The 24,313-nt window shown below is 72.3% G+C and carries 23 protein-coding genes, 3 pseudogenes and 1 riboswitch; of the genes and pseudogenes, 13 read left to right on the plus strand and 13 right to left on the minus strand.

All coding sequences use genetic code 11. The features are described from left to right. The first annotated feature begins 13 nt into the window (after positions 1-13). Positions 14-631, plus strand: coding sequence for a DUF4291 family protein (locus tag ACFZDE_RS00275; protein WP_391196008.1), 618 nt, complete (start codon positions 14-16; stop codon positions 629-631). Between the two features lie 28 nt (positions 632-659). Here ACFZDE_RS00275 and ACFZDE_RS00280 read toward each other — a convergent pair whose 3' ends face one another. The 3 genes from ACFZDE_RS00280 to ACFZDE_RS00290 form a co-directional block, all read right to left on the minus strand. Next, positions 660-839 carry a hypothetical protein gene (locus ACFZDE_RS00280; RefSeq protein WP_097215398.1) on the minus strand — a complete coding sequence of 60 codons (180 nt, stop codon included), beginning with the start codon at positions 837-839 and terminating at the stop codon, positions 660-662. 177 nt (positions 840-1,016) lie between these two features. Beyond that, positions 1,017-1,892, minus strand: coding sequence for an undecaprenyl-diphosphate phosphatase (locus ACFZDE_RS00285; protein WP_391196010.1), 876 nt, complete (start codon positions 1,890-1,892; stop codon positions 1,017-1,019). Positions 1,893-2,051: 159 nt separating this feature from the next. Beyond that, positions 2,052-2,522, minus strand: a complete 471-nt coding sequence (locus ACFZDE_RS00290) for a winged helix-turn-helix transcriptional regulator (RefSeq protein WP_391196012.1) — start codon at positions 2,520-2,522, stop codon at positions 2,052-2,054. Between the two features lie 93 nt (positions 2,523-2,615). Here ACFZDE_RS00290 and ACFZDE_RS00295 point away from each other — a divergent pair, with 93 nt between their 5' ends. Continuing rightward, on the plus strand, positions 2,616-3,785 hold the full coding sequence (locus tag ACFZDE_RS00295) for an acetyl-CoA C-acyltransferase (RefSeq protein WP_391196014.1): 1,170 nt from the start codon (positions 2,616-2,618) through the stop codon (positions 3,783-3,785). Between the two features lie 21 nt (positions 3,786-3,806). On the opposite strand, the gene ACFZDE_RS00300 is transcribed toward ACFZDE_RS00295, so the two are convergent. After that, positions 3,807-4,598: a VTT domain-containing protein gene (locus ACFZDE_RS00300; protein ID WP_391196016.1), complete on the minus strand. Its 792-nt coding sequence runs from the start codon at positions 4,596-4,598 to the stop codon at positions 3,807-3,809. A gap of 342 nt (positions 4,599-4,940) precedes the next feature. Between ACFZDE_RS00300 and tuf the strand changes: the two genes are divergently transcribed. Next, positions 4,941-6,110: an elongation factor Tu gene (gene tuf, locus ACFZDE_RS00305; RefSeq protein ID WP_391196017.1), complete on the plus strand. Its 1,170-nt coding sequence runs from the start codon at positions 4,941-4,943 to the stop codon at positions 6,108-6,110. 79 nt (positions 6,111-6,189) lie between these two features. Then, a complete protein-coding gene (locus ACFZDE_RS00310) occupies positions 6,190-7,035 on the plus strand; it encodes a fused MFS/spermidine synthase (RefSeq protein WP_391196018.1) in 846 nt (281 codons plus the stop codon). Here ACFZDE_RS00310 and ACFZDE_RS00315 read toward each other — a convergent pair. Both ACFZDE_RS00315 and ACFZDE_RS00320 read right to left on the minus strand, forming a co-directional pair. Continuing rightward, positions 6,997-7,237, minus strand: a pseudogene (locus ACFZDE_RS00315) (MFS transporter); the annotation flags it as partial. The gene ACFZDE_RS00310 and the pseudogene ACFZDE_RS00315 sit on opposite strands and share 39 nt — an antisense overlap. Positions 7,238-7,384: 147 nt before the next feature. Continuing rightward, entirely contained in the window at positions 7,385-8,404 is a 1,020-nt protein-coding gene (locus ACFZDE_RS00320) for a hypothetical protein (RefSeq protein WP_391196021.1), read from the minus strand. A gap of 175 nt (positions 8,405-8,579) precedes the next feature. Here ACFZDE_RS00320 and ACFZDE_RS00325 point away from each other — a divergent pair, with 175 nt between their 5' ends. Continuing rightward, complete coding sequence (locus ACFZDE_RS00325; protein ID WP_031107979.1) at positions 8,580-9,017, plus strand: DUF4442 domain-containing protein; 438 nt, start codon at positions 8,580-8,582, stop codon at positions 9,015-9,017. A 25-nt stretch (positions 9,018-9,042) separates the two neighbouring features. Here the strand turns inward: ACFZDE_RS00325 and ACFZDE_RS00330 are convergent. Both ACFZDE_RS00330 and ACFZDE_RS00335 read right to left on the minus strand, forming a co-directional pair. Then, a pseudogene (locus tag ACFZDE_RS00330) lies at positions 9,043-9,381 on the minus strand (UTP--glucose-1-phosphate uridylyltransferase); the annotation flags it as partial. 1 nt (position 9,382) lies between these two features. Then, on the minus strand, positions 9,383-9,568 hold the full coding sequence (locus ACFZDE_RS00335) for a hypothetical protein (protein ID WP_391196022.1): 186 nt from the start codon (positions 9,566-9,568) through the stop codon (positions 9,383-9,385). Between the two features lie 350 nt (positions 9,569-9,918). Between ACFZDE_RS00335 and ACFZDE_RS00340 the strand changes: the two genes are divergently transcribed. The 3 genes from ACFZDE_RS00340 (at position 9,919) to ACFZDE_RS00350 (ending at position 15,516) form a co-directional block, all read left to right on the plus strand. Beyond that, positions 9,919-11,757 (plus strand): ricin-type beta-trefoil lectin domain protein, encoded by a 1,839-nt coding sequence (locus ACFZDE_RS00340; RefSeq protein WP_391196024.1) that lies wholly within the window; start codon positions 9,919-9,921, stop codon positions 11,755-11,757. A 650-nt stretch (positions 11,758-12,407) separates the two neighbouring features. After that, entirely contained in the window at positions 12,408-14,792 is a 2,385-nt protein-coding gene (locus ACFZDE_RS00345) for a phosphoketolase (RefSeq protein ID WP_390992057.1), read from the plus strand. An 82-nt stretch (positions 14,793-14,874) separates the two neighbouring features. Next, positions 14,875-15,516 (plus strand): VTT domain-containing protein, encoded by a 642-nt coding sequence (locus ACFZDE_RS00350; protein ID WP_391196025.1) that lies wholly within the window; start codon positions 14,875-14,877, stop codon positions 15,514-15,516. A gap of 12 nt (positions 15,517-15,528) precedes the next feature. On the opposite strand, the gene ACFZDE_RS00355 is transcribed toward ACFZDE_RS00350, so the two are convergent. Beyond that, on the minus strand, positions 15,529-16,056 hold the full coding sequence (locus tag ACFZDE_RS00355) for a DapH/DapD/GlmU-related protein (protein WP_390992355.1): 528 nt from the start codon (positions 16,054-16,056) through the stop codon (positions 15,529-15,531). 112 nt (positions 16,057-16,168) lie between these two features. On the opposite strand from ACFZDE_RS00355, the gene ACFZDE_RS00360 reads away from it, so the two are divergent. Then, a complete protein-coding gene (locus tag ACFZDE_RS00360; protein WP_391196028.1) occupies positions 16,169-16,963 on the plus strand; it encodes a DapH/DapD/GlmU-related protein in 795 nt (264 codons plus the stop codon). 538 nt (positions 16,964-17,501) lie between these two features. On the opposite strand, the gene ACFZDE_RS00365 is transcribed toward ACFZDE_RS00360, so the two are convergent. Further along, positions 17,502-18,359 (minus strand): EamA family transporter, encoded by an 858-nt coding sequence (locus tag ACFZDE_RS00365; RefSeq protein WP_391196030.1) that lies wholly within the window; start codon positions 18,357-18,359, stop codon positions 17,502-17,504. Positions 18,360-18,456: 97 nt separating this feature from the next. Between ACFZDE_RS00365 and ACFZDE_RS00370 the strand changes: the two genes are divergently transcribed. Together ACFZDE_RS00370 and ACFZDE_RS00375 are read left to right on the plus strand one after the other, a co-directional pair. Next, positions 18,457-19,029, plus strand: coding sequence for an XRE family transcriptional regulator (locus ACFZDE_RS00370; protein WP_189593772.1), 573 nt, complete (start codon positions 18,457-18,459; stop codon positions 19,027-19,029). Between the two features lie 42 nt (positions 19,030-19,071). Beyond that, complete coding sequence (locus ACFZDE_RS00375) at positions 19,072-19,629, plus strand: YbaK/EbsC family protein (RefSeq protein ID WP_391196033.1); 558 nt, start codon at positions 19,072-19,074, stop codon at positions 19,627-19,629. 48 nt (positions 19,630-19,677) lie between these two features. Here the strand turns inward: ACFZDE_RS00375 and ACFZDE_RS00380 are convergent, their stop codons facing one another. Next, entirely contained in the window at positions 19,678-20,817 is a 1,140-nt protein-coding gene (locus ACFZDE_RS00380; protein WP_391196034.1) for a cation diffusion facilitator family transporter, read from the minus strand. A gap of 63 nt (positions 20,818-20,880) precedes the next feature. Between ACFZDE_RS00380 and ACFZDE_RS00385 the strand changes: the two genes are divergently transcribed. Beyond that, positions 20,881-21,240 (plus strand): metalloregulator ArsR/SmtB family transcription factor, encoded by a 360-nt coding sequence (locus tag ACFZDE_RS00385; protein WP_390992042.1) that lies wholly within the window; start codon positions 20,881-20,883, stop codon positions 21,238-21,240. A gap of 12 nt (positions 21,241-21,252) precedes the next feature. On the opposite strand, the pseudogene ACFZDE_RS00390 reads toward ACFZDE_RS00385, so the two are convergent. Both ACFZDE_RS00390 and ACFZDE_RS00395 read right to left on the minus strand, forming a co-directional pair. Continuing rightward, positions 21,253-22,463: pseudogene (locus tag ACFZDE_RS00390) on the minus strand (4-hydroxybenzoate 3-monooxygenase). Positions 22,464-22,510: 47 nt separating this feature from the next. Continuing rightward, positions 22,511-22,939 (minus strand): CoA-binding protein, encoded by a 429-nt coding sequence (locus tag ACFZDE_RS00395; protein ID WP_390992036.1) that lies wholly within the window; start codon positions 22,937-22,939, stop codon positions 22,511-22,513. A gap of 83 nt (positions 22,940-23,022) precedes the next feature. Then, positions 23,023-23,213, plus strand: a riboswitch (cobalamin riboswitch). Between the two features lie 68 nt (positions 23,214-23,281). On the opposite strand from ACFZDE_RS00395, the gene ACFZDE_RS00400 reads away from it, so the two are divergent. Beyond that, positions 23,282-24,298: an ABC transporter substrate-binding protein gene (locus tag ACFZDE_RS00400; protein ID WP_391196036.1), complete on the plus strand. Its 1,017-nt coding sequence runs from the start codon at positions 23,282-23,284 to the stop codon at positions 24,296-24,298. Positions 24,299-24,313 lie beyond the last annotated feature (15 nt).

Below are 24,313 nucleotides of genomic sequence, written 5' to 3' on the forward strand. Positions count from 1 at the left end.
CAGCCTGTCCGTCGTGAACGAACGACACGAACCGAAGCTCCCGATACCGAAGTTCCAGGTGCGCGCCCGCCACACCGGGTCCACGGTCACCGTCTACCAGGCCTACCGCCCGGAGATCGGCGGCCCCGCCGCCCGCCACGGCCGCTTCCCGGCCGCCTGGAAGCGGGAGCGCATGACCTGGATCAAGCCGTCGTTTCTGTGGATGATGTACCGCTGCGGCTGGGGCTCCAAGGAGGGCCAGGAGGCGGTCCTGGCGGTCGAGATCGAGCGCGAGGGCTTCGACTGGGCGCTGCGGCACGCCTGTCTGTCCCATCACGTACCCGCCCTGCACGGCGACCAGGCGTCCTGGAAGCGGCAGTTGAGGCAGGCGCCCGCACGGGTGCAGTGGGATCCGGAACGGGACCTGCAACTCAACCCGCTGCCGCACCGGTCGCTCCAGCTGGGCCTCGCGGGGGAGGCCGCCGCGCGCTACGCGGACGAGTGGATCGTGGGGATCGAGGACGTCACGCCGCTGGCCACGGAGGTCCACGCACGGGTGCGGGCCGGTCAACTGGAGTCGGCGGCGGGGCTGTTGCCTGAGGAGTCGCCGGTGGAGCTCGACGACGAGGTGCTGGCGCGCCTGCGCGCCTAGGGAGGGCCCGAGGGGGCGGGACGGCCGGTCAGGCCGCCTTGACGACGCTGCCTCGGATCGCGGCCGCCCACTCGACGACGAGCAGCTCGTACTCCGCGCGCTCCTCGGCCGACAGGGTGCCGCCCGTGCGCTGCCACAGCGCACGGATCTCGTCGTTGACCTCGGCAGCGGACCGCACGGAACCAGGGGTCACGAAATCGGGGGACATGCGGACAAGCCTAGGGGCAGCCACTGACAGCCCGCTACCGGACGGCTACCCGATCCCTATGCGGTTGGTCACGAGAGCGGGGTCACACGGCCCTCGAACAGCCTCCGAAACCGCTCCCGAACCACCCCGGAAAACCCGTCCGAACCGCCCCGGAAACCCGTCCCGAACCGCCCCGGTTCAGCCCGCCGACTCGGCCGCGTGCGGGCTCAGCGCACCCGTGCTGACCAGGGCGATGATGACGATGCCGAGCGCGATCCGGTAGTAGACGAACGGCATGAAGCTCTTGGTCGAGATGAACTTCATAAACCACGCGATCACGGCATATCCGACACCGAAGGCGATGATCGTCGCGAAGATCGTCGGACCCCATGACACATGGCCGCCCTCCGTGGCGTCCTTCAGCTCGAACACGCCCGAGGCGAGCACCGCGGGGATGGCGAGCAGGAAGGAGTAGCGGGCCGCGGCCTCGCGCTTGTAGCCCATGAACAGGCCACCGCTGATGGTGGCGCCGGAGCGGGAGACGCCCGGGATGAGCGCCATGGCCTGGCAGACGCCGTAGATCAGGCCGTCCCGGACGCCCAGGTCCTCCAGGTCCTTGCGCTGCTTGGGCGCGCGGTGCTTGCCGCCGCTCTCGTCACGCGCCGCGAGCCGGTCGGCGACGCCCAGGACGATGCCCATGCCGATCAGCATCGTCGCGGTGATCCGCAGATCCCGGAACGGGCCCTCGATCTGGTCCTTCAGGGTCACGCCGAGCACACCGATCGGGATCGAGCCGACGATGACCAGCCAGCCCATCCGGGCATCGGGGTCGCTGCGCAGCGCCTTGTTCGTGAGTGAGCGCGTCCACGCCGAGATGATCCGCCCGATGTCCTTGCGGAAGTAGATCAGCACGGCTGCCTCGGTACCGATCTGCGTGATCGCCGTGAAGGCCGCGCCCGGGTCCTCCCAGCCCGAGAAGGCCGCTGTCAGCCGCAGGTGGGCGCTGGAGGAGACGGGGAGGAACTCGGTCAGCCCCTGGACGAGTCCGAGGATGAGTGATTCGAACCAAGACATGAGGTAGCGGAGTCCAAGTGCCGATCGCGGGAACGGACGACGGGCGCACCGGGCCGCCGTCGCGGGGAACGGGGGATCATGTGTGCCGAGGGGGAAGCGTAGCGCCCCCGGAAGGCCGCCAGGACACAGGGGTTTCGAAGCCGCCGCTGACCAGGGCGGTCAGGCGGCGCCGGGTCCGCGGACCGTCCAGCCGGGGGCCTGGGGGTGGGCCGTGAGGTCGTCGTGGCGCACCTCGTCGCCGCAGGCCCGGCAGGTGACGGCCGGTGCGAGGGGCCGTCCGCAGGAGTGCTCCAGGACCATCGGCCGGTCGCCGTCCTCACGCAGATGCCGGTCGCCCCACGCCATGAGGGTCAGCAGCACCGGCTCCAGTTCCAGCCCCGCCGGGGTCGGCCGGTACTCGTAGCGCTGCGGACGTTCGCTGTAGAGATGCTTGGCCAGGATCCCGGCGTCCACGAGCCGGCGCAGCCGGGTGGCCAGGATGTCGCGCGGGGCGCCGATGTTGCGCACCAGCTGGTCGAACCGGCCGTTGCCCAGGCACACCTCCCGCAGCACGAGCAGGGAGTACTTCTCGCCGACAAGCGTGAGGGTGTCGGCGATGGAGCAGGGGCGCGGGTCTTTGCGGGCGGGCATGAGGTCCAGTCTAGAGAAGGGTTGGAATTTCCAACCCTCGGAGCTACGGTGAGTTCGGATTTCCTACTCACCGGTGGTCGTGGAGGCCCGCACATGCGTGACGCAGTCATCGTCGAAGCCGTACGCACCCCGATCGGCAAGGGCAAGCCGAACGGCGCCCTCGCACACGTCCACCCCGTGGAACTGCTCGCCCACACCCTGCGCACCCTCGTCGAGCGCTCCGGGATCGACCCGGCGCTCATCGACGACGTCATCGGCGGCACCGTGGACCAGGTCGGCGAGCAGGCCATGAACACCACCCGCTACGCCGTGCTGTCCGCAGGCTTCCCGGAGTCCGTGCCGGCGACCACCGTGGACCGCCAGTGCGGCTCGTCCCAGCAGGCCGTGCACTTCGCGGCGCAGGGGGTGCTCTCGGGCGCCTACGACCTGGTCGTCGCCTGCGGGGTCGAGTCGATGAGCCGGGTGCCGATGTGGTCGAACGTGCCGGCGGGCACCGACCCCTTCGGGCCCGGGGTCGCCGAGCGCTACCCGGAGGGACTTGTCCCGCAGGGGGTGAGCGCCGAGCTGATCACCGCCAAGTGGTCCCTCGCCCGCGAGCAGCTGGACGCCTTCGCCGTCTCCTCCCACCACAAGGCCGCCGCGGCCTGGGAGAGCGGGCTCTTCGACGCCGAGGTCGCGCCGCTGAAGGGCGTCACCCGCGACGAGTGCGTCCGCCCGGGCAGCACGCCCGAGATCCTCGCCGGTCTCAAGCCCGCCTACTACGACTCCGGCTTCGCCGCGCGCTTCCCGCAGATCGAGTGGAACGTCACCGCGGGCAACGCCAGCCCGATCAACGACGGGGCCTCGGCGGTGCTCATCACGTCCAGTGAGACCGCGGCCCGGCTCGGACTGCGCCCGCTCGCCCGGCTGCACAGCTTCGCCGTCACCGGCTCCGACCCGCTGCTGATGCTCACCGGCGTGATCCCGGCGACCGAGAAGGTGCTCCGCAGGGCCTCACTGACCCTCGACGACATCGACCTGTTCGAGGTCAACGAGGCGTTCTCCAGCGTTGTACTGGCGTGGCAGCAGGAGACCGGCGCCGATCTCGCCCGGGTCAATGTGCACGGCGGGGCCATCGCGCTCGGGCATCCCCTCGGCGCGAGCGGCACCCGGCTCACGACGACACTCGTGCACGCCATGCGGGAACGGGGCGCCCGGTACGCGCTCCAGACCATGTGCGAGGCGGGCGGACTCGCCAACGCCATGGTCCTGGAACGGGTCTGACCGGGGCTGCGTGACAGCCCGTCAGAGGCGGCGCAGCTGGTGCCGCTTGCGCCACGCCAGCAGCACGCCCCCCAGCGCGGGCAGGGCGATGCACGCCATCGCGATCAGGAACACCGGAGAGGTCGGGGTGGAGGCACGGGCGCCCGCGACGGCGTAGGCGGCCGTGTTCGGGATCGAGCCGAGGCCCGTGGCCAGCAGGAACGGCAGCAGGCCCATCCGGGAGACGGAGGCGCAGTAGTTCGCGGCCCAGAACGGCACCCCCGGGAACAGGCGCACCATCAGCATCGAACGGAAGCCGTGCCGGCTGAGCTGGCCGTCCGCGGCCTGCAACCAGCGCCCCCGCAGCAGCGGCCGCAGGGCGTCCTGGCCCAGCGCCCGACCCAGGCAGAAGGCGATCCCGGCGCCCAGCACCGTGCCCGACAGGGCGACGCCGAGGCCGAGCTGCGCACCGAACAGGGCGCCGGCCGCGAGGTTAAGCAGCGGCCTCGGCACGAACGCCACGGTGCACACGCCGTACGCCACCGTGAACACCGCCGCCGCCGCGGCGCCGCTGAGCTGGGGCGGCCAGCCCTCCGTGAGCAGCCGCTGCGGCTCGAACAGCAGCACCCCGCAGGCACCGGCGGCGAGCAGCGCGACGAGCAGGGACAGCCGCGACCACGGGGAGAGCAGAACTCTCGTGCAGCGAGCGGCGAAAGAAGTCGGTGCGGCGGGCGGGACGTTCGTTGCCGGCGGAACGGCGACGGCGAGGTCCGCGGCGGTGGCCCGGGGAGAGGCCGTGGCGGTGCCCCCAGAGCGGGTGGTGGCATCGAGCATCCGGTGACACTAACCGACAAATGTGTGTGATCGCCGTATGGTTCGTCTCACGAGCGTCACAGCCCCCCGCCCGCGCGGCTGTGCGCAGGGCGGACGAAAACCATTCGACGTGCGGTAAAGCGTCGGCGATGATCGACGACATGTTCCGGCACGCCTTCGCCCTCACCGCATCCGTGGTCACGGATGCCCCGAAGGCTGCCGTCGTCGATCTCACGGCCGTCATGGACGGCGCCCGAAGCTGACCCTCTCCGGTTCGTCCGGCGGACCCCGCAAGGGGAGGGTCGGGCAGTTCCTCGGGGTCCCCTTCTCTTCTTCGCCGAGCAGACGCTTCGAGGTACAGCAATGCCCAAAACGGCTTATGTCCGTACGAAACCGCATCTCAACATCGGCACAATGGGTCATGTGGACCACGGCAAGACCACGTTGACCGCCGCCATCACCAAGGTCCTGGCCGACCGCGGCAGCGGCGCGTTCGTGCCGTTCGACCGGATCGACCGCGCGCCCGAGGAAGCGGCGCGCGGCATCACCATCAACATCGCGCACGTGGAGTACGAGACCGACACCCGGCACTACGCGCACGTCGACATGCCGGGCCACGCCGACTACGTCAAGAACATGGTCACCGGCGCCGCCCAGCTCGACGGGGCGATTCTCGTCGTCTCCGCGCTCGACGGGATCATGCCGCAGACCGCCGAACACGTCCTGCTCGCCCGGCAGGTGGGTGTCGACCACGTCGTCGTCGCCCTCAACAAGGCCGACGCGGGCGACGAGGAGCTGACCGACCTGGTCGAGCTGGAGGTCCGCGACCTGCTCACCGCACACGGCTACGGCGGTGACGCCGTGCCCGTCGTACGCGTCTCGGGGCTGAAGGCGCTGGAGGGGGACCCGCGGTGGACGGCGTCGATCGAGGCGCTGCTCGACGCGGTGGACACGTATGTGCCCATGCCGGAGCGGTATCTGGACGCGCCGTTCCTGCTGCCGGTGGAGAACGTGCTGACCATCACCGGGCGGGGGACCGTGGTGACCGGGGCGGTCGAGCGGGGTGTGGTGCGCGTCGGTGACCGGGTCGAGGTGCTCGGGGCCCTCGTCGAGACGGTGGTCACAGGGCTGGAGACCTTCGGGAAGCCGATGGAGGAGGCACAGGCCGGGGACAACGTGGCGTTGCTGCTGCGGGGAGTTCCACGGGACGCCGTCCGGCGCGGGCAGGTGGTCGCGGCGCCGGGAAGTGTGGTGCCGAGTCGGCGGTTCACGGCTCAGGTGTATGTGCTGTCCGCGCGTGAGGGTGGGCGCACGACGGCCGTCTCCAGTGGGTACCGGCCGCAGTTCTACATCCGGACCGCGGACGTGGTGGGGGTGGTCGACCTCGGTGAGGCGGCGGTGGCCCGGCCCGGCGACACCGTTGCCATGACCGTGGAGCTGGGGCGGGAGGTGCCGTTGGAGGCGGGCCTCGGGTTTGCGATCCGTGAGGGTGGCCGGACCGTGGGGGCGGGGACCGTGACCGTGGTGGGTTGAGGTCGCAGGGGGGCTGCGGGCCGTGTGGGGCTGGTCGCGCAGTTCCCCGTGCCCCTACGGGGCGCGACACAATGGGGCAGTGAACGAGTTGCTCCCTGTCTCCCGTGTCGTCGACTTCGGCACCGCCAAGCTCATGCCCGACATCGACCGGGAACGGGCCTGGCTGCTGACCGTGGACGGGGCGCCGCAGTCCTACGTGGATCTCGACGAACCCGGGCATCTGGAGTTCGAGTACACGCGGCGCCTCGGGCACGTGCTGGACGTCGTGGCCGAGCCGGGGCGGGCGCTGGACGTGGTGCATCTCGGGGGAGGGGCACTCACCCTGCCCCGGTACGTGGCCGTGACCCGGCCGGGCTCGCGGCAGCACGTCGTCGAGGCCGACGGGGGGCTGCTGGAGCTGGTGTCCGAGCATCTGCCACCGCCGGAGGGCGCCGACATCGCCCTGCACGCGGCGGACGCCCGGGCCTGGCTGGAGCAGGCTCCCGCGGCCTCGGCGGACGTTCTCCTCGCGGACGTCTTCAGCGGGTCGCGGGTCCCGGCGCACCTCACCTCCGTCACCTACGTCCGCGAGGCCGCGCGGGTGCTGCGGGGGAGCGGGGTGTACCTCGCGAACCTCCCCGACGCCGCGCCGTTCGCCTTCCTGCGCTCACAACTCGCCACGCTGGCCACCGCCTTCGAGGAACTGGCGCTGATCGCCGAGCCGGGGGTGCTGCGGGGGCGGCGGTTCGGGAACGCCGTGCTCGTCGCCGGGCACCAGCCGGTCGACGTCGCCGCCCTGGCCCGGCTCACCGCCGCCGATGTCTTCCCGGCCCGGGTCGAACACGGCACCGGGCTGAGGGAGTTCATCGGGAGCGCGCGGGCGGTGCGGGACGAGGACGCCGTGCCGTCACCCGAGCCCCCCGACGGGGCGTTCGGCATCGGCTGACGCGCGCTCGCTGCCGCCCCGGGCCACCGGCCCGGACCACCGGCCCGGACCACCGGTGTGGTCCGGCGGTGTGGTCCGGCGGCGCAGATCGCGGACGTCCGGTTACGCACAGCACGGCCGCAGTGACCAGCACGACCAGCCCCGCGCAGCCCCACTGGGCCGCTGTGTGGCCGAAGGCCACCTCCGCCGGGCCGGACGCGGCCGCTCCGGTGCTCCGGTGCTCCGGTGATTTGGTGCTCCGGTGATTTGGTGCTCCGGTGATTTGGTGCTCCGGTGGTTTGGTGCTCCGGTGGTTTGGTGAGCCGGGCCCGCCTCCTGTCGCAGGGGCGGGCCCGTTCCGGTTTCCGGGTCAGCCGCCGGTCGGCTCGCCGTGCAGCCGGACCGTGCTGAGGATCTTCAGGACGGTCTTCTCGGGCACCTCGCCCTTGACGCCCTTGGCGCCGTAGAAGCTCCACGCGACGAAGTCACCGGCGGAGTTCTTGAAGCCGAATGTGATGGCCTTGCCGTCGCTCGCGCACTTGCCCTTGTCGGGCGTGTTCTCCGAGTGTGCCCAGGCGACGCTGCCCTTGATGCCCGAGGCGGTGGTGTAGGGCTTGGCCTTGTCGTCGGTCTTGACGCTCTTCTTGTCCGGCTGGGTGTAGCCGCCGTACACCCACCAGGCCACCTGGTTGACCGCGACCTCGTCCGTGTCCTTGGCGCCGTCGGCGCCCTTGGTGCCCGCCCCGGCCAGGGACTCCGTCTCGGTCCTGCCGTCCTTGTTCTCGTCGCTCGTGCACCACTTGGACTTGTAGAACGCCGGTGCCGACATGGTGATCAGCGGCTTGCCGTCGTCGGACTTCTCGTCCTCGAAGAACACGGACGACGTCGGGGACGCGACCTCCCAGTCGGGCGGGACGTCGAAGGCCGTGCCCCACTTGGGGTTGATGACGACCTTCCAGCCCTTGACCGTGGGCTTGGCGTCCTCGCCGCCGCGCGGGTTGTCGTCGCCCGTCGCGGGGGCACTAGGCTCCTCGGCCGACGGGCTCGACGACGTCGTGCCGCCCTTGCCCTTCTTGCCGCCTTCGGCCGTGTCGTCCTTGTCGCCACCCAGCACCAGGAAGCCGGTGACACCGGCCGCCACGACCACCGCGGTGGCGGCGATGATCGCGACCAGCTTCGTCCGGCCGCCGCCACCGCCGCCCTGCGGGGGCTGCGGTGCGCCGGCCGGCGCGGGGGTGCCCCACTGCGGCTGCTGCCCATAGGGATTGGGTTGCTGCTGCTGGTACCCCGGCTGCTGATACGGATTCGGCTGCTGGTACCCCGGCTGCTGGTACGGGTTGTTCGCTTGCGGGTTCTGCTCGCCCCCGGGCGGCTGCTGTCCTGGCCACATGGGCAGCCACCCTAGCCGCGCTCCGGACACGTTTCGGTCACTGCCCGTGGACGGAGACGTAGCAACCCGGAGACAGGGCCGTGTGGATGTCGTGAGGACAGGTGCGTCGGTCGTCACACCGACCTGGCCAGTCGGCTCTACTCGTGAGTAACATGCGGCCATGAGCGCAGACCAGATGTCCATCGGCGAGATGCTCGCCGCCACGGTGCCCATGGCCCGCACGCTGAACCTCGAGTTCCTCGAGACCTCGCCGGAGCGGGCCGTGGTGTCGCTGCCCGACCAGGGCGAGTACCACAACCACGTGGGCGGCCCGCACGCCGGTGCGATGTTCACGCTCGGCGAGTCCGCCAGCGGGGCGATCGTGCTCGCCGCGTTCGGGGACCAGCTCTCGCGCGCCGTGCCGCTCGCCGTCAGCGCCGAGATCTCCTACAAGAAGCTGGCGATGGGCGCCGTCACCGCCACGGCCACGCTGGGCCGTCCGGCCACCGAGGTCGTCGCGCAGCTGGACGCCGGTGAGCGCCCCGAGTTCCCGGTGACCATCGCCATCCAGCGCGCCGACGGCGCAGTGACCGGCGAAATGACAGTGGTGTGGACCCTGCGGCCGAACGGCTGATCGGGCGGGCGGGGTTTCGCATCTGTCAGGCCGCCCTGTCCTGGTGCCCGGGGCGTGAGTCGTCCAGTTCGCCGAGGAACCTCCGGAGCCATGCGATCAACTCCGGCCCCAGGTCGGGCCGTTCGCCCGCCGGTGTGACCACGGTGCGCAGATAGTCCGCCTTGTCGCCGGTGTCGTGGCGCAGGCCCTTGAAGACGACCCCGTGCACCGTGCCGCCCGCGGCCAGTTCCTGGAGGGCGTCCGTCAGCTGGATCTCGCCGCCCCGGCCCGGCGGGGTGCGCTCCAGGACGGGAAAGACGGCCGGGTCGAGGGCGTAGCGGCCGATCACGGCGTGGCGGCTCGGCGCGTGCTTCCGGTCCGGCTTCCTACTGGATGGCGGACTTGTCGACGACCGGCAGCATCTCCTTGGGCGTCGCCTTCGTGGCGGGCAGGAAGCGGGTGCCGAGACTGGCGGCCGGGATGACCGCCTTGCGGATGCCGTGGCCATCGCGGGCGCCGCGGGTGGGGGAGGCCGGGGCGGGCTGGGTGGAGGGGTGGGGGGGGGCGATCATGCGGCTCATGCTGACGCGCGGAGCTGGGAGCGGGCCGGGAGTCGCATGGGAGTGCGCTGTGCGGTTGGAGATTTCGTGGACCAACCGCCTCTATTTGTACACAACTTGACGCCCCCGGCGAGCATGTTCTCGAAAGCCGGTACGGATACCGCCGGTAACATTACTGAATTCCCCTCGTTTTGAATCCGGGGCATCCGAACTCCTTGTTACCTGTCAGTCGCATGTGCGAAAGTGAGCCGCCTCACAGTCGTGTCCGCAGCTGACGCGGCGAAGGTATGCACCAATCACCCCCTGCTTTCCGACGGACGCGCAATTCGCATGCCGTTCTGCGGCTGGAAGGAAATGGTTCCGTGCAATCCCCCAACCCCCCACGCCCGCCGTACCCGCCACGACCCGGAGCGGGGCCCGCGGAGTCCGATCGCAATCTTCTCGCCCGGGTCGGCGAACCCGCCGAAGGGCCGCGCGCCGTAGCGCTGTTGCTGGCGCGGCACTGGCGCGCGGTCTATGAGTACGCCGTGATCTGCCTCGCGGCCTCGGAGGACTCCGCGTCCATGGCGGCCGCCGCCGCCTTCCGTACGGAACTGGCCCGGCCGGGCGGCGGCGCCCTGCGCCCGCGGCTGCTCACCGCCGTCCGGGAGACGATCGGGGAGTGGGCCGCCGACGACGGCATTTCCACGGTGCTGCCGGAACTCCGCAAAACCGTCGGAGCCCGGGGTCTGCGTGCCGCCCGGCCGGGCACGGCCGAAAGGAGACGCCTCGCGGAGCGCGCTTTCCGTGGGCTTCCGGGCGCTTCCCAATGCCTGCTCTGGCACACGGAGGTCGAGGCCGAGACCATATCCGTACCGGCCGGTCTGCTGGGGGTGGACACGGCCACCGCGTCGGCCGCCCTGGAGCAGGCACGTGAGCAATTCCGGACCGGGTGCGTACGCGCGCACCGGGAACTCGCACCGACGCGTGAATGCCGTTATTACAACCGCTTGCTGGACGTTCCCATGCGTCGCGGCGGGGCGTTGCTGCCGGATGTGCAGCGTCATCTCATGGCCTGCCGCTACTGCCGGCACGCCGCCGAGCAACTCAGTCACTTCGAGGGCGGTCTCGAGGACCTGCTCGCCGAGACGGTGCTCGGCTGGGGCGCCCGCCGCTACCTGGAATCACGGCCCGGCCGAGACGAGGGCCGGCTCGCCCTGCCCGTGGGGGGACGTCACCGCCTCCGGCCCCGTGCCCTGGCGGCGACCGGCAGGCCCGGGTCGCCCAGGAGGCACGCCAAGGCGCTGGCCGCCGCGATCGGGGTGACCTCCCTCGTGCTGCTCGCGACGCTGCTCGCCGCCCGGGGCTGGTCGGAGGAGAGCGACACCGGCGACGCGCAGGCCACCTGGGGCGCGGTCAGCGGCCACTCCGTCGACACCGGCGGGACGGGCCCCTCCTCCGCTGAACCGGAATCCACCCGGCCCTCGTCCGCCGGTCTCCCCTCCGCCGCCTCCGTCGGCAGCCCCGCCGAAGTGGCCCGGGGGTGGCTGCGCAACCTCGACGACAGCCGGTGCCTCGACGTCCCGGGTGGTCGGATCCGGGCGGACGCCCGCGTCGTGCTGGCCGCCTGCTCCCCGGGCGGGTCCCTTCTGTGGTCGTACCAGGACGACGGGGCGCTGCGCAGCGCCGCCGACCCCACCCTCTGCCTGGACTCGGACACGGCCGAGGGCTCGGTGGCCCTGGCCGACTGCCTCGTGCACGCCGGGGTCGTCCGCTACGACCTGACCGTGCGCGGCGAAGTCCTGCCCCGCGGCGGCAAAGGGCTCGCCGTCGCCCCAGGCAAGGGCCGGGACGTGATCGTCACCGACCGCGACGGATCCGCCGCGCAACGCTGGGCCCTGGAACCGGCCACCGCGCCCGGGGGCCCGGGGGAGTCCCGGGCGAAGCGGGCGGAGGAGGCTCCAACGGACAGCGGTGGACAGCGCACCCGGCGACCCCCCGACGCCGCCCCGCGGGACACACCGCAGGAGCGTTACGAAACGAGGTTCGCGCAGGTCGGCTGCTGCACGGACACCGAGGCCGCCCCGGACGAGGCGACCACGGGGCCGGGCACCGACCTCCCCGCACCGCCGACGCCGACAGCGACGCCGACTGCGCCCGTGCCCGTGCCCGACGCCGTGCCCGACGCCGTGACGGCGGCGCACACGGTCGCACTGCCGTAGAACGGGCACGGGGTCGCCGGTCGCACGCCCGACCGACCCCACTGGCACGGGGAGGCCGGCCGGAACGGCCCGCGAAACCGCACGCGAGGGCGGCGCGGTCGCCGGGACCGCACGCTGAGGCGAGGCGGTTGGGCTGGGATCGCATGGGGTCCGGGTGGCTGGGGCGGCCCTGGCGGCGGGGTGGCCGCGCACGACGCCGGGGCCGTGCGCGACCGTCGGGCAGCGGGCGTCCGGGACGGCACCGGGGAGGGGGTGGCCGTACTCGACGCCAGGACCGCGCAGACGACGCGGGGATCGCGTACGCGGTGGCGGGATCGCACGCGAGGGCGGCGCGGCCGGGACGCACGGGCGGCGGTGCGCGGCGAGGAAGTCGGCACCGGCGGCGGGCCAGCCGTGAAGCCGGACCGACCGCGGCGCCGGGCCGACCGTGACGCCGGGCCGACCGCGGCGCCGGAATCGCGGCGCCGGGGGCCGCCCGCCGGGATCGCGTACGCGATGCCCGGGCCGCCCGAGGCGTCGCGGGCGGTCGGGATCGTGCGGTGGCGTGGCTGCCGAGCGGGGTCGTGGCGTATGGCCGGGAGGCGCCTGGCATTGAACCGGAACAGACTGGTACTCCTCCTGAGTCCGCCCGCAGAATCCAGGGAGTCACCATGCCCGACGCCCCGCTCCAGGACAGCCGGACCGCGCCGACCGACGAGGAGCTGCGCACCCTGGACGCCCACTGGCGGGCCGCCAACTACTTGGCGGCCGGCCAGATCTATCTGCTGGCGAACCCTCTGCTCACCGAGCCCTTGCGGCCCGAGCACATCAAGCCGCGGCTGCTGGGCCACTGGGGTACCTCCCCGGGGCTGAACCTCGTCCACACCCACCTCAACCGGGTGATCAAGGCGCGTGAGCTCGACGCCCTGTGCATCTGGGGCCCGGGCCACGGCGGGCCGTCGGTCCTCGCCAACTCCTGGCTGGAGGGCAGTTACAGCGAGAAGTACCCGGACGCCTCCCGGGACGCGCAGGGCATGGAGCTGCTGATGCGGCAGTTCTCCTTCCCCGGCGGCGTGCCCAGCCACGTCGCCCCGGAGGTGCCCGGCTCGATCCACGAGGGCGGCGAACTCGGCTACTCCCTCGCCCACGCCTACGGCGCCGCCCTCGACAACCCCGGCCTGCTGGTGGCCTGCGTGATCGGCGACGGCGAGGCGGAGACCGGCCCGCTGGCCGGGTCCTGGCACGCCAACAAGTTCCTCGACCCCGTCCACGACGGTGCCGTCCTGCCGATCCTGCACCTCAACGGCTACAAGATCGCCAACCCGACCGTGCTGTCCCGCCTCCCCGAGGACGAGCTCGGCGCGCTCCTGCGCGGCTACGGCCACGAGCCGATCCACGTCGGCGGCGACGATCCGGCGACCGTGCACCGCGCCATGGCCGAGGCCATGGACACCGCGCTCGACCGCATCGCCGCCGCGCAGCGCGCCGCCCGCGAGGACGGCGCGACCGAGCGTCCGCACTGGCCGGTGATCGTGCTGCGCACCCCTAAGGGCTGGACCGGCCCGGCCGAGGTCGACGGCGAACCGGTCGAGGGCACCTGGCGCGCCCACCAGGTGCCGCTGCCCGGCGTCCGCGACAACCCCGACCACCTGCGCCAGCTGGAATCCTGGCTGCGTTCGTACCGGCCCGAGGAGCTGTTCGACGCGGGGGGCCGCCCGGTCGCGGACGTCCTCGCCTGCGTCCCCGAGGGCACCAGGAGGCTCGGCGCCACCCCGTACGCCAACGGCGGACTGCTCCTCCGCGACCTGCCCTCCCCGCCCCTGGACGACTTCGCCGTCCCCGTCGACAAACCCGGCACGACGCTGCATGAGCCGACCCGGGTGCTCGGCAACCTGCTCGCCCGGGTGATGCGCGACACCGCCGACCGCCGTGACTTCCGCCTGGTCGGCCCGGACGAGACCGCCTCCAACCGCCTCCAGGCCGTCTACGCCGCCAGCGGCAAGGCCTGGCAGGCGGGGACGCTGCCCGTGGACGAGCACCTCGACCGGCACGGCCGGGTCATGGAGATCCTCTCCGAACACCTCTGCCAGGGCTGGCTGGAGGGCTACCTCCTCACCGGGCGGCACGGACTCTTCTCCTGCTACGAGGCGTTCGTGCACATCGTCGACTCCATGGTCAACCAGCACATCAAGTGGCTGCGCACCTCCCGCGGGCTGCCCTGGCGCGCCCCCATCGCCTCGCTCAACTACCTGCTGACCTCCCATGTGTGGCGGCAGGACCACAACGGCTTCTCCCACCAGGACCCCGGCTTCGTCGACCACGTCCTCAACAAGAGCCCCGAGGTCGTCCGGGTCTACCTCCCGCCGGACGCCAACACCCTGCTGTCCGTCGCGGACCACGCCCTGCGCAGCCGCGACTACGTGAACGTGATCGTCGCCGGGAAGCAGCCCTGCTTCGACTGGCTGTCCATGGACGAGGCCCGGGTCCACTGCGCCCGCGGCGCCGGAATCTGGGACTGGGCGGGCACCGAGGACGGCACCGAGCCCGACGTCGTGCTGGCCTGCGCCGGTGACGTCCCGACCCAGGAGACCCTGGCCGCCGCGCACCTGCTCCGCCGCCATCTGCCCGAGCTGTCCGTCCGGGTCGTGAACGTCGTCGACCTCGCCCGGCTGCTGCCCCAGGGGGAGCACCCGCACGGCATGAGCGACTTCGAGTACGACGGCCTGTTCACCACGACCAAGCCGGTGATCTTCGCCTACCACGGCTACCCCTGGCTGATCCACCGTCTCGCCTACCGCCGCACCGGCCACCAGCACCTGCACGTGCGCGGCTACAAGGAGGCAGGCACCACGACCACGCCGTTCGACATGGTCGTCCGCAACGACCTCGACCGCTACCGCCTGGTCATGGACGTCATCGACCGCGTCCCCGGCCTCGCGGTCCGCGCCACGGCCGTACGCCAGCACATGGCCGACGCCCGCACCCGCCACCACTCCTGGATCCGTGAACACGGCACCGACCTGCCCGAGGTCGCCGAGTGGAGCTGGAACGCCTGAGCCGCAGGGGACGTCCTAGGAGCCGGTAGGCTTCCCGTGCACGCAGGGAAGCTCGCAGGAAGCCCAGGGAAAGGAACCGGCGTTGCACGTCCAGGAGTGGCTCGAAACCGTACCCGCGGTGGCCGTATACGCACTGGTGGGAGTGGTCATCGGCCTGGAGAGCCTGGGCATCCCGCTGCCGGGCGAGATCATCCTCGTCTCCTCCGCCCTGCTGGCGTCCCAGCACGGCGAGATCGACCCCGTCGTCCTCGGCGCCAGCGCCACGGCCGGCGCGATCATCGGCGACTCGATCGGCTACGCCATCGGCCGCAAGGGCGGACGGCCCCTGCTGGCCTGGCTGGGCAACAAGTTCCCCAAGCACTTCAGCGAGGGCCACATCGCCACCGCCGAGCGCTCCTTCGAGAAGTGGGGCATGTGGGCCGTCTTCTTCGGCCGGTTCGTCGCCCTGCTCCGGATCTTCGCGGGCCCGCTCGCCGGTGTGCTGCGCATGCCGTACTGGAAGTTCCTCATCGCCAACGTCCTCGGCGGCATCGTCTGGGCGGGCGGTACGACCGCGGTCATCTACTACGTCGGCATCGTCGCGGAGTCCTGGCTGAAGCGCTTCTCGTGGCTGGGCCTGGTCGCGGCGGTCCTGGTGGGCCTCACATCCATGCTGGTGATCAAGCGCAAGGCGAAGAAGGCGCAAGAGACCCAGCAGGCCCAGCCCGTGGCCGCCGCGGAGTAGGGCGTCCTCCCGCTACGCGTGCACCTCCCGATGCGCCTTGGCCAACTCGGCGTACATCGTGCCGTTGAGGGTGACCCCCTGCCGCTCCTCCTCCGTCAGCTCCCGCCGCACCTTCGCGGGAACCCCGGCCACCAGTGACCCGGGCGGCACGACCATGCCCTGCGGGACCAGCGCCTGCGCGGCGACGAGCGAGCCCGCCCCGATCACCGCCCCGTTCAGCACGGTCGCGCCCATGCCGATCAGACAGTCGTCCTCGACCGTCGCGCCATGCACCACGGCGTTGTGCCCGATGGACACGCGCTCACCGACCGTCACGGGAAACCCGGGGTCGGCGTGGAGCGTGCAGTTGTCCTGCACGTTGCTGCTCGCCCCGACGGAGATCGTCTCGACGTCGCCGCGCGCCACGGCTCCGTACCAGAGGCTCGCGCCCTCCCCGAGCGTCACGCCCCCGATCACCGACGCCGTCGGCGCCACGAACGCCGTCGCGTCGATCTCCGGCTCTCTGCCGCCGATTCCCGTGATCATCGCGCGCTGCGCCATGTCCGCCTCCTGAAACGTCGTAGACAACGCGCACACCGTACGTCACCCGGTGGGGTGAAGATCACAGGCCGCCGACGCCGCGGGCGGAGCTACCGCTGAGTACCGTGAGCTCGTGCCGAAGCGCAAGAACACGTTCTCATCCTGGCGGCGGAGCCTCACGCAGCGCGCCGTCCACGCGGGCTGGGCCTGGTTGCAGCGGACGGCCTCCGTCACCGCCGAGCACCCCGGCCGGTACCGCTTCGGCGCGATGGGAACAGGTACCAGACTCGCCTTCCCGCTCGGCACGGTCTTCGGTGAGCCGTGGATCCATCTCGGCTCCCACTGCATCATCGGTGAGCAGGTCACCCTCACCGCGGGCCTGATGCCCGACCTCGACCTCGGCCCGGACCCGATCCTGCGCCTCGGCGACGGCGTCGTCCTGGGCCGCGGCAGCCACGTCATCGCCGACACGACGGTCACGATCGGCAGCGACTGCTACTTCGGTCCGTATGTCTACGTCACGTCCACGAACCACTCCTACGACGATCCGCACGAGCCGATCGGCAAGCAGTGGCCGCGGATGGAGCCCGTGGAGATCGGGCCCGGCTGCTGGATCGGCACGGGCGCGGTGATCCTGCCCGGGGCCCGGATCGGGCGGAACGTGGTGGTGGCCGCGGGCGCGGTCGTACGGGGCACGGTGCCCGACCACGCCGTGGTGGCGGGCGCGCCCGCGCGCGTCGTACGGCGCTGGACCGCCGCCGACGGCTGGCAACCGCCGCTGCGCACCCCGGCACCGGTACCGATAGCGGAGGGCGTCACCCCCGAGCAGCTCCGTGCCCTGTCGGGCCTGGACGAGGAGACGGCGGCCCGGCTGGCGGAGCTGGACGAGGAGGCGGCGGGACTCGCGGAGCTGGAACCGGGGGCCTGACACGCCGGCTTCGGCGCAGGGCCACGAGACGTCGGAGTCAGGACGGATCGGCTCGGCGTCAGGGGCCCCGGAGCCGGCACCAAGTCGGCTCTGGCCGGGAGTTTCGAAGCCGCGGCGGGGTCCTGCCCGGCGCCACGACGCGTCGGCCACGGGCCCGTGCACGAGAGCCCGGGCCCGGGCCAGTTGCCAAGACCCCGGAGCCCGGGGCGTCGGGTGACAGCCCAGAGTCTGAGTCGTCGGGCGGGGCCCGGTGTCCGGGCCGGTTGGTGAGATCCGGAGTCTGGGCCGTAGGGCGCTGCCTGGGTGTCCGGGTCGTCGGCGGGACCCCGGAGTCCGGATCGTCGGGCGGGACCCCCGAAGTCCGGGCCGGTTGGTGGGGCCTGGTGTCTGGGGCGCCGGGCGAGTCCCCGGAGGGGAGTGCTGGCCACCGGGCGGAATCCCGGTGGCCGGGCCGGTTGGCGATACCTCCGTGTTCGGGGCATCGGGCGAGACCCTGGCGTTCGGGGCAGTCGGGCGTGACCTCGGGCTCGTGGGGGGTTCAGCCCGATGCCAGCAGGACCGTTCCCGCCAGGGCCAGGCCCGCGCCCGCGGCCTGGATCGCGCGCAGCCGTTCGCGCAGAATGCCCCGCGCCGCAGCGGCCGTCACCACCGGGTACAGGGAGGCCAGGACGGCCGCGACCGTCACCGGGCCGTGCTGTGCGGCGATCGAGTACGTGCCGTTGGCGGCGACGTCCGCGAGGCCGACGAAGGCGAGGGCGGGCAGCGTGCGCCAGGGGAAGCCGTCCGCCGGGAGGGCGGGCGTCCCGCGCCGCACTGACACGAACAGCGCCAGCCCACCCGCGGCGACATTCGTCACCCGCTGCACGAACAGCGCGAGGAACAGGCCGGTCAGCGTCGTGGAGGCCTCGGCGATCAGGGCCATCACCGCGCCGAAGCCGAACGCCGCGAGCAGCGTCAGGGCGATGGCCTGCCGCTGGACGGGAGCACCGCGGAATTGGGGACCGCCCGCGAGGCACACCCCCGCGACGGCCACCAGAATGCCGGTGAACTGCAACAGCCCGGGACGCTCGCCCAGCATCAGGCCCACCCCGACCGGCACCGCCACACCGATCGACCCCAGCGGCGAGACCACGCCCATCGGGCCCAGGGCGAGCGCCTTGTAGAAGGCGAGCATCGCCACCGGACCGACAAGACCGGCCGCGACGGCGAACCACAGTTGCGGCCCCGCCTCGCTCCAGCCGCCGGTCGCCACCACGACCGCGCCCAGCACCGCGACCGCGATCGACTGCGAGACGACCACCACCGTGAGCGCGGGCGTGCGCCGGGTCAGCAGACCGCCGCCGAAGTCGGCCAGTCCCCACAACAGGCTGGTGGCCAGGGCGAAGAGCGCTGTCATGGGACGGATACCTCGCAGTACAGTGCAATGAACGATCAGGTGAACCACACCGTAGTGCAGCGAATTGCACTGTGTCATACAGAATATTGGACGGAATGTGTCGGACCTCGACCTGCTGACCCAGTCCCTGGCGCGGAGCGTCAAGCACTGGCGCGCGGTACGCGGCTTCACCCTGGACGTGCTCGCCGCCCGGGCGGGCGTCAGCCGGGGCATGCTCATCCAGATCGAGCAGGCCCGCACCAACCCCAGCCTCGGCACCGTCGTCAAGATCGGCGACGCGCTCGGCGTCAGCATCACCACCCTGCTCGACTACGAGCAGGGCCCCAACGTGCGCGTCATCCCGGCCGACCAGGCCGTCCGGCTCTGGCACACCGACGCCGGCAGCTACAACCGGCTCCTCGCCGGCACCGAGGCGCCCGGCCCGCTGGAGATGTGGGACTGGCGGCTCATGCCCGGCGAGTCCAGCCCGTCGGACCCGCACCCCGCCGGCACGACCGAGCTGCTCCACGTCACGGCGGGCGAACTGACCCTCACCGTCGACGGAGTCGAGCACCGTGTGCCCGCGGGCGCCAGCGTCCACTTCGAGGCCAACGTCCCGCACACCTACGGCAACACCGGCGACGCGCCCATGGAGATGGTCATGGCCGTATCCGTGCCGCCCGTGACCTGAGACGCCGGGCCGCCACCGGGCCGCTGTTGCTAGCGTGCGGCCATGCGCGCACCCATCGGACACTTCGACGACGCCCGCCCGGCCCCCGCCTGCCTCGACGAACTCACCGGCCCGGTCGCCGACGCCGTACGCCACTGGCGGGGCAGTGTCCCCGCCGAGCAGATCGTCTACGTCGACACCGAGCCGGAGTGGGCCGACACCGCCACTTTCGTGGAGCACTACGGGCGGGACCTGCTGGAGCGGTCGGCGAACTGCGTGGTGGTCTCGGGCAAGCGGGGCGGCGAGTCCACGCTGGCGGCTTGCGTGGTGCTGTCCACCACCCGGGTCGACGTGAACGGGGCCGTGCGCCGCCGGCTCGGTGCCCGCAAGGCCTCCTTCGCCTCGATGGACACGGCGACCGGCGAGACCGGCATGGAGTACGGCGGCATCACCCCGCTCGGGCTGCCGGACGGCTGGCCCCTCCTGGTGGACGCGGCCGTCGTCGACCTGCCTTATGTGCTGGTCGGCAGCGGGCGGCGGCGCGGCAAGCTGCTGATCCCGGGCAAGGCCTTCGCCGAACTGCCGCACGCCGAGGTGCTGGAGGGGCTCGGGGTCTCCTGACCCGACGCCGCGCCGAGCCGCCCCGCGAGGGCTCCGGCGTCGGCCGGCCTACGCCGCGACGTGGTGGGCCAGTGGCAGATGGGGGTCGCTCTCGCCCGGTGCCGGCTCCGGATCGGCGTGCACCAGGGCCGCGGTCAGCCGCGGTACCGCGTGCAGCAGCGCGTGCTCGGCGTCCACGGCGATGCGATGGGCCTCCCGTACCGTCACGTCGCCGTCCACCACGACCGCCACCTCGGCGCGCAGCCGGTGCCCGATCCAGCGCAGCCGCAGCTCACCCACCCCGCGCACCCCGGGCACCTCGGTCAGGGCCCGCTCGGCACGGTCCACCAGGGCCGGGTCGACGGCGTCCAGCACCCGGCGGAACACCTCCCGGGCCGCGTCCCGCAGCACCAGCGCGATCGCCGCGGTGATCACCAGCCCGACGACGGGGTCGGCCAGGTGCCAGCCCAGGGCCGAGCCCCCGGCGCCCAGCAGCACGGCCAGCGAGGTGAAGCCGTCGGTGCGGGCGTGCAGCCCGTCGGCGACCAGCGCGGCCGAGCCGATCGAACGGCCGACGCGGATGCGGTAGCGCGCCACCCACTCGTTGCCGGCGAAGCCGACGAGGGCGGCCACGGCGACCGCCGGGACATGATGGACCGGTCGCGGATCCAGCAGCCGGTCCACGGCCGACCAGCCCGCGAAGGCCGCGGACGCGGCGATCGTCAGCACGATCACGAGACCGGCCAGGTCCTCGGCCCGCCCGTAGCCGTAGGTGAAGCGGCGGGTGGCCGCGCGCCGGCCCAGCACGAAGGCGATCCCGAGCGGGACGGCGGTCAGCGCGTCCGCGGTGTTGTGCACCGTGTCGCCGAGCAGCGCCACCGAACCGGAGAGCACCACCACGACTGCCTGGGCCAGCGCCGTCACGCCGAGGACGACGAGCGAGACCCACAGGGCCCACATCCCGCGGGCGGAGGACTCCAGGGCCGAGTCGACCTTGTCGGCCGAGTCGTGGGAGTGCGGGGTGAGCAGGTGGGCCATCCGATGCCGCAGGCCCCACCGCCGGCCGTGGCCAGGCGGGTTCCCGTGCCCGTGCTGCCCGTGCCCGTGCTCCTGGTCCCGTGCATGTCCGTGGTCGGGGCCGTGATCGTGCCCGCGGGTGGGCCCGGGGGTGTGCTCATGAGGGTGGGAGTGCTCGTGCCGGTCGCTCACGTGGATCCCCTTCCGGTGCGCACGAGAGTGGACGTACCCGTGTCGTGGCGCCATTATGTGCGTATGAGCGCACGCATGCACCTGTCATCTGCGCATGATGCGCATCCGCGCAGTCCCGGCGAGGAGCAGTTCGCGCTCGCCGCCGAACTGCTGTCCCTGCTCGGGGACCGGACCCGGCTCGCCCTGCTGCACGCGCTGGCCGGGGGAGAGGCCGACGTCACGACGCTCACCGAGGCGTGCGGGGCGGCCCGGCCTGCCGTCAGCCAGCACCTGGCGCGACTGCGCCTCGCGGGTCTGGTGGACACACGCAAGGAGGGCCGACGGGTGATCTACTCACTGCGCGACGGTCATCTGCGCAGACTCGTCGACGAGGCGCTGAACGTGGCCGACCACCGGCTCAGCGACCGGCCCCCGCACGACTGAGCACGGCTCGGGTCAGTAGCGCGCCGCCGTCCCGAGGTACTGCTCGGCGAAGGCGGCGGCCGCGACGGGCGAGGTGAACAGCCGGCGCAGCCGGGCGAGCGCGGTGCCCGCGCGGAACGGGTCGCCCGCCGCCGTGCCGTGGTACACCTCGGACAGCCACTGCGAGAACTCCTGGTAGTCCCACACCCGCCGCAGGCACGCCCGCGCGTAGCCGTCGAGGCCGCTGTCGTCACCGGCCGTGAACCGCGCGACCAGGGCGTCGCCGAGCAGAAACGCGTCGTGCAGGGCGAGGTTCATGCCCTTGGCGGCGATCGGGGCCACCAGATGGGCCGCGTCCCCGGCGAGGAAGAGCCGGCCGTGCGCCATCGGCTCGACCACGTAGTCGTGCATGTCCAGCACCCGCTTCTCGATCAGCGGGCCCTCGGTCAGCGGCGGCCCACCGGCCGCCCCCAGCCGTTCGCGCAGCTCCGACCAGACGCGCTCGTGCGGCCAGTTGTCCACGTCGTCGCCCGCCGGGCACTGGAGGTAGTAGCGGGTCACCTCCGGGCTGCGGGGCATCTGGCCCGCGAAGCCGCGCTCGTGGCAGCCGAACAGCACGCAGTCGGTGGACGGCGGCGCCTCGGCGAGCAGGGCCAGCCAGCCGATGCCGTAGTCGTGCCGCGCGATCCGGACCCGCCCGGACGGGAGCGCGGCCCGGCTCACCCCGCGCGCCCCGTCACAGCCCGCGACGAAGTCGCAGTGCACGACCTGCCGTTCGCCGGACTCGGGGCAGGTGTACGACACCGACGGTCGGTCGCCGTCGACGTCGTGGACGCGTACGTCCCGGACCCCGAACCGGATCGCGCCGCCCCGGACATCGGCGTACTCCCGGACCAGGTCCGTGACCAGCAACGGCTGTGGGTAGACGAAGTGATGACTGCCTGTCAGCTCACTGTAGGGGAAGCGGTACCGCTCCCCGTCGAAGCGGAACTCGCACGCGGTGTGCAGCTCCGCGCGGACCGCAGGTTGCGGGCCAGGCCCCGCTTCTCCAGGCCCCGTACGGCCCATTCCTCGATGACCCCGGCCCGGGGCCGCCGTTCGATGAACTCCCGGGTCTCGGTCTCCAGCACCAGGCAGTCCACGGACGCGGCCCGCAGGATGTTGCCGACGGTCAGCCCCGCGGGACCGGCGCCCACGACGACGACCGGAAAGCGTTGCTGGGCACCGGAGTTGGGGTGGGTCATGCGTACATTATGGAGGCCGGTCTCGGCATTGTGTCCCGGCGAACGCGTCAGGGCTTCTGTACGCCCTGATCAGGAAGCCGCGGGATCTCGATCGCCGGGCAGCGGTCCATCACCATCTCCAGGCCCGCCGCGCGGGTCCGCTCGTACGCCGCCTCGTCGATGACGTCGAGCTGGAACCAGACGCCCTTCGCGCCCTTGGCGACCGCCTCGTCCGCGACCGCTCCGGCGAGGTCGCTGTTGACGAACACGTCGACGACGTCCACGTCGAAGGGGATGTCCGCCAGACTCGCGTACCCCTTCTCCCCGTGCACCGTCTCCGCCTTCGGGTGCACCGGCACCACGCGCTTGCCGAAGCGCTGGAGCACTGCGGCGACGCCGTACGCCGCGCGCCGCTGGTTCGACGACAGGCCCACCACGGCCCAGGTGTCGCCGAGCTCGGTGAGGATCCTGCGGACCGTTGCCTCGTCGCCGTACACCGGCGGCCTCCTGTTGCGTCGTGGACGGACTGCTCCTTGGTGCAACGGCGCGGCACGCGCGGTGATTCCCCGGGCGGCCTCCGTGATAGCTTGCCGAAGCCAGTCGAACCCATGTACGTGGGTCAGGGAATCCGGTGCGAATCCGGAACTGACGCGCAGCGGTGAGGGGGACGGGCGGGGCCTCGGCCACTGGACTCCCTCAGGGACGTCCGGGAAGGCGCCCCGATCCGGACGAACCCGAGTCCGAAGACCTGCTGGCGGCCCCCGCGGCCGCGTGCGGCGGGGGAGCTCCGTACGACCGGGCTCCGCGCATGAGCCCTCGACGCCTGAGGACTGGTTCCCGTGCCCCTCGCCCCACCCGCCCGTGCCGCCGCCCTGCTCGCGGCCGGCTCCCTGCTCCTGACCGGCTGCGGCGGCACCGCGGCCGGCGGCGCCGAGGCCGCCGTCACCCTCACCAACTGCGGGCGCGAGGTCCGCGTCCCCGACCCACCCCGGCAGGCGGTCTCCCTCAACCAGGGCACCACCGAGATCCTGCTCTCCCTGGGCCTCGCCGACCGCCTCGCGGGCACCGCCACCTGGACCGACCCCGTGATGAAGGGGCTGGAGAAGGCCGACGCGAAGGTGCCGCGCCTCGCCGACAACAACCCGTCCTTCGAACGCGTCCTGGACACCGAGCCCGACTTCGTCGCCGCGTCCTTCGTCTCCACCCTCGGCAAGGGCGGCGTCGCCACCCGCGAGCAGTTCGAGAAGCTCGGCGTCCCCACCTACGTCTCCCCCTCCGACTGCGCCGGCAAGGACAACGCGGGCGGAGGCGACGGCGCCCGCGCCAAGGCCCTGGACATCGACACGGTCTACGGCGAAGTCCGGGACCTCGCGACCGTGTTCGGGGTGAAGAAGCGCGGCGACGCCCTCGTGGGCTCACTCCAGCAGCGCATGAAGAAGGCCACGGCCGGGATCGACGCCTCCGACGTCACCCTCCTGTACTGGTTCGCGAACTCCGAGTCGCCCTATCTGGCGGGCTGTTGCGGGGCGCCCGGCATCATCACCCGGGCCCTCGGCGCCAAGAACGTCTTCGACGACACGCACGAGGAGTGGCCGCAGGTCAACTGGGAGATCGTCGCCGACCGCGACCCCGACGTCCTCGTCATCGGCGACCTGACCCGCAAGTCCCAGACCGCCGAGTCCGCCGCGAAGAAGATCGCCTTCCTGGAGTCCAACCCCGTCACCAGGAACATGGACGCCGTCCGGCACAAGCGGTACGTACTGCTCAGCGGGCAGGCCATGAACCCGACCATCCGCACCGTCGAGGGTGTGGAGCAGGTGGCCGCCGGGCTGCGCCGGTTCGGGCTGGTGAAGTGACCGCCCAGGAGTTGC

Source organism: Streptomyces sp. NPDC007929, from assembly GCF_042959065.1.
Taxonomy (GTDB): domain Bacteria; phylum Actinomycetota; class Actinomycetes; order Streptomycetales; family Streptomycetaceae; genus Streptomyces.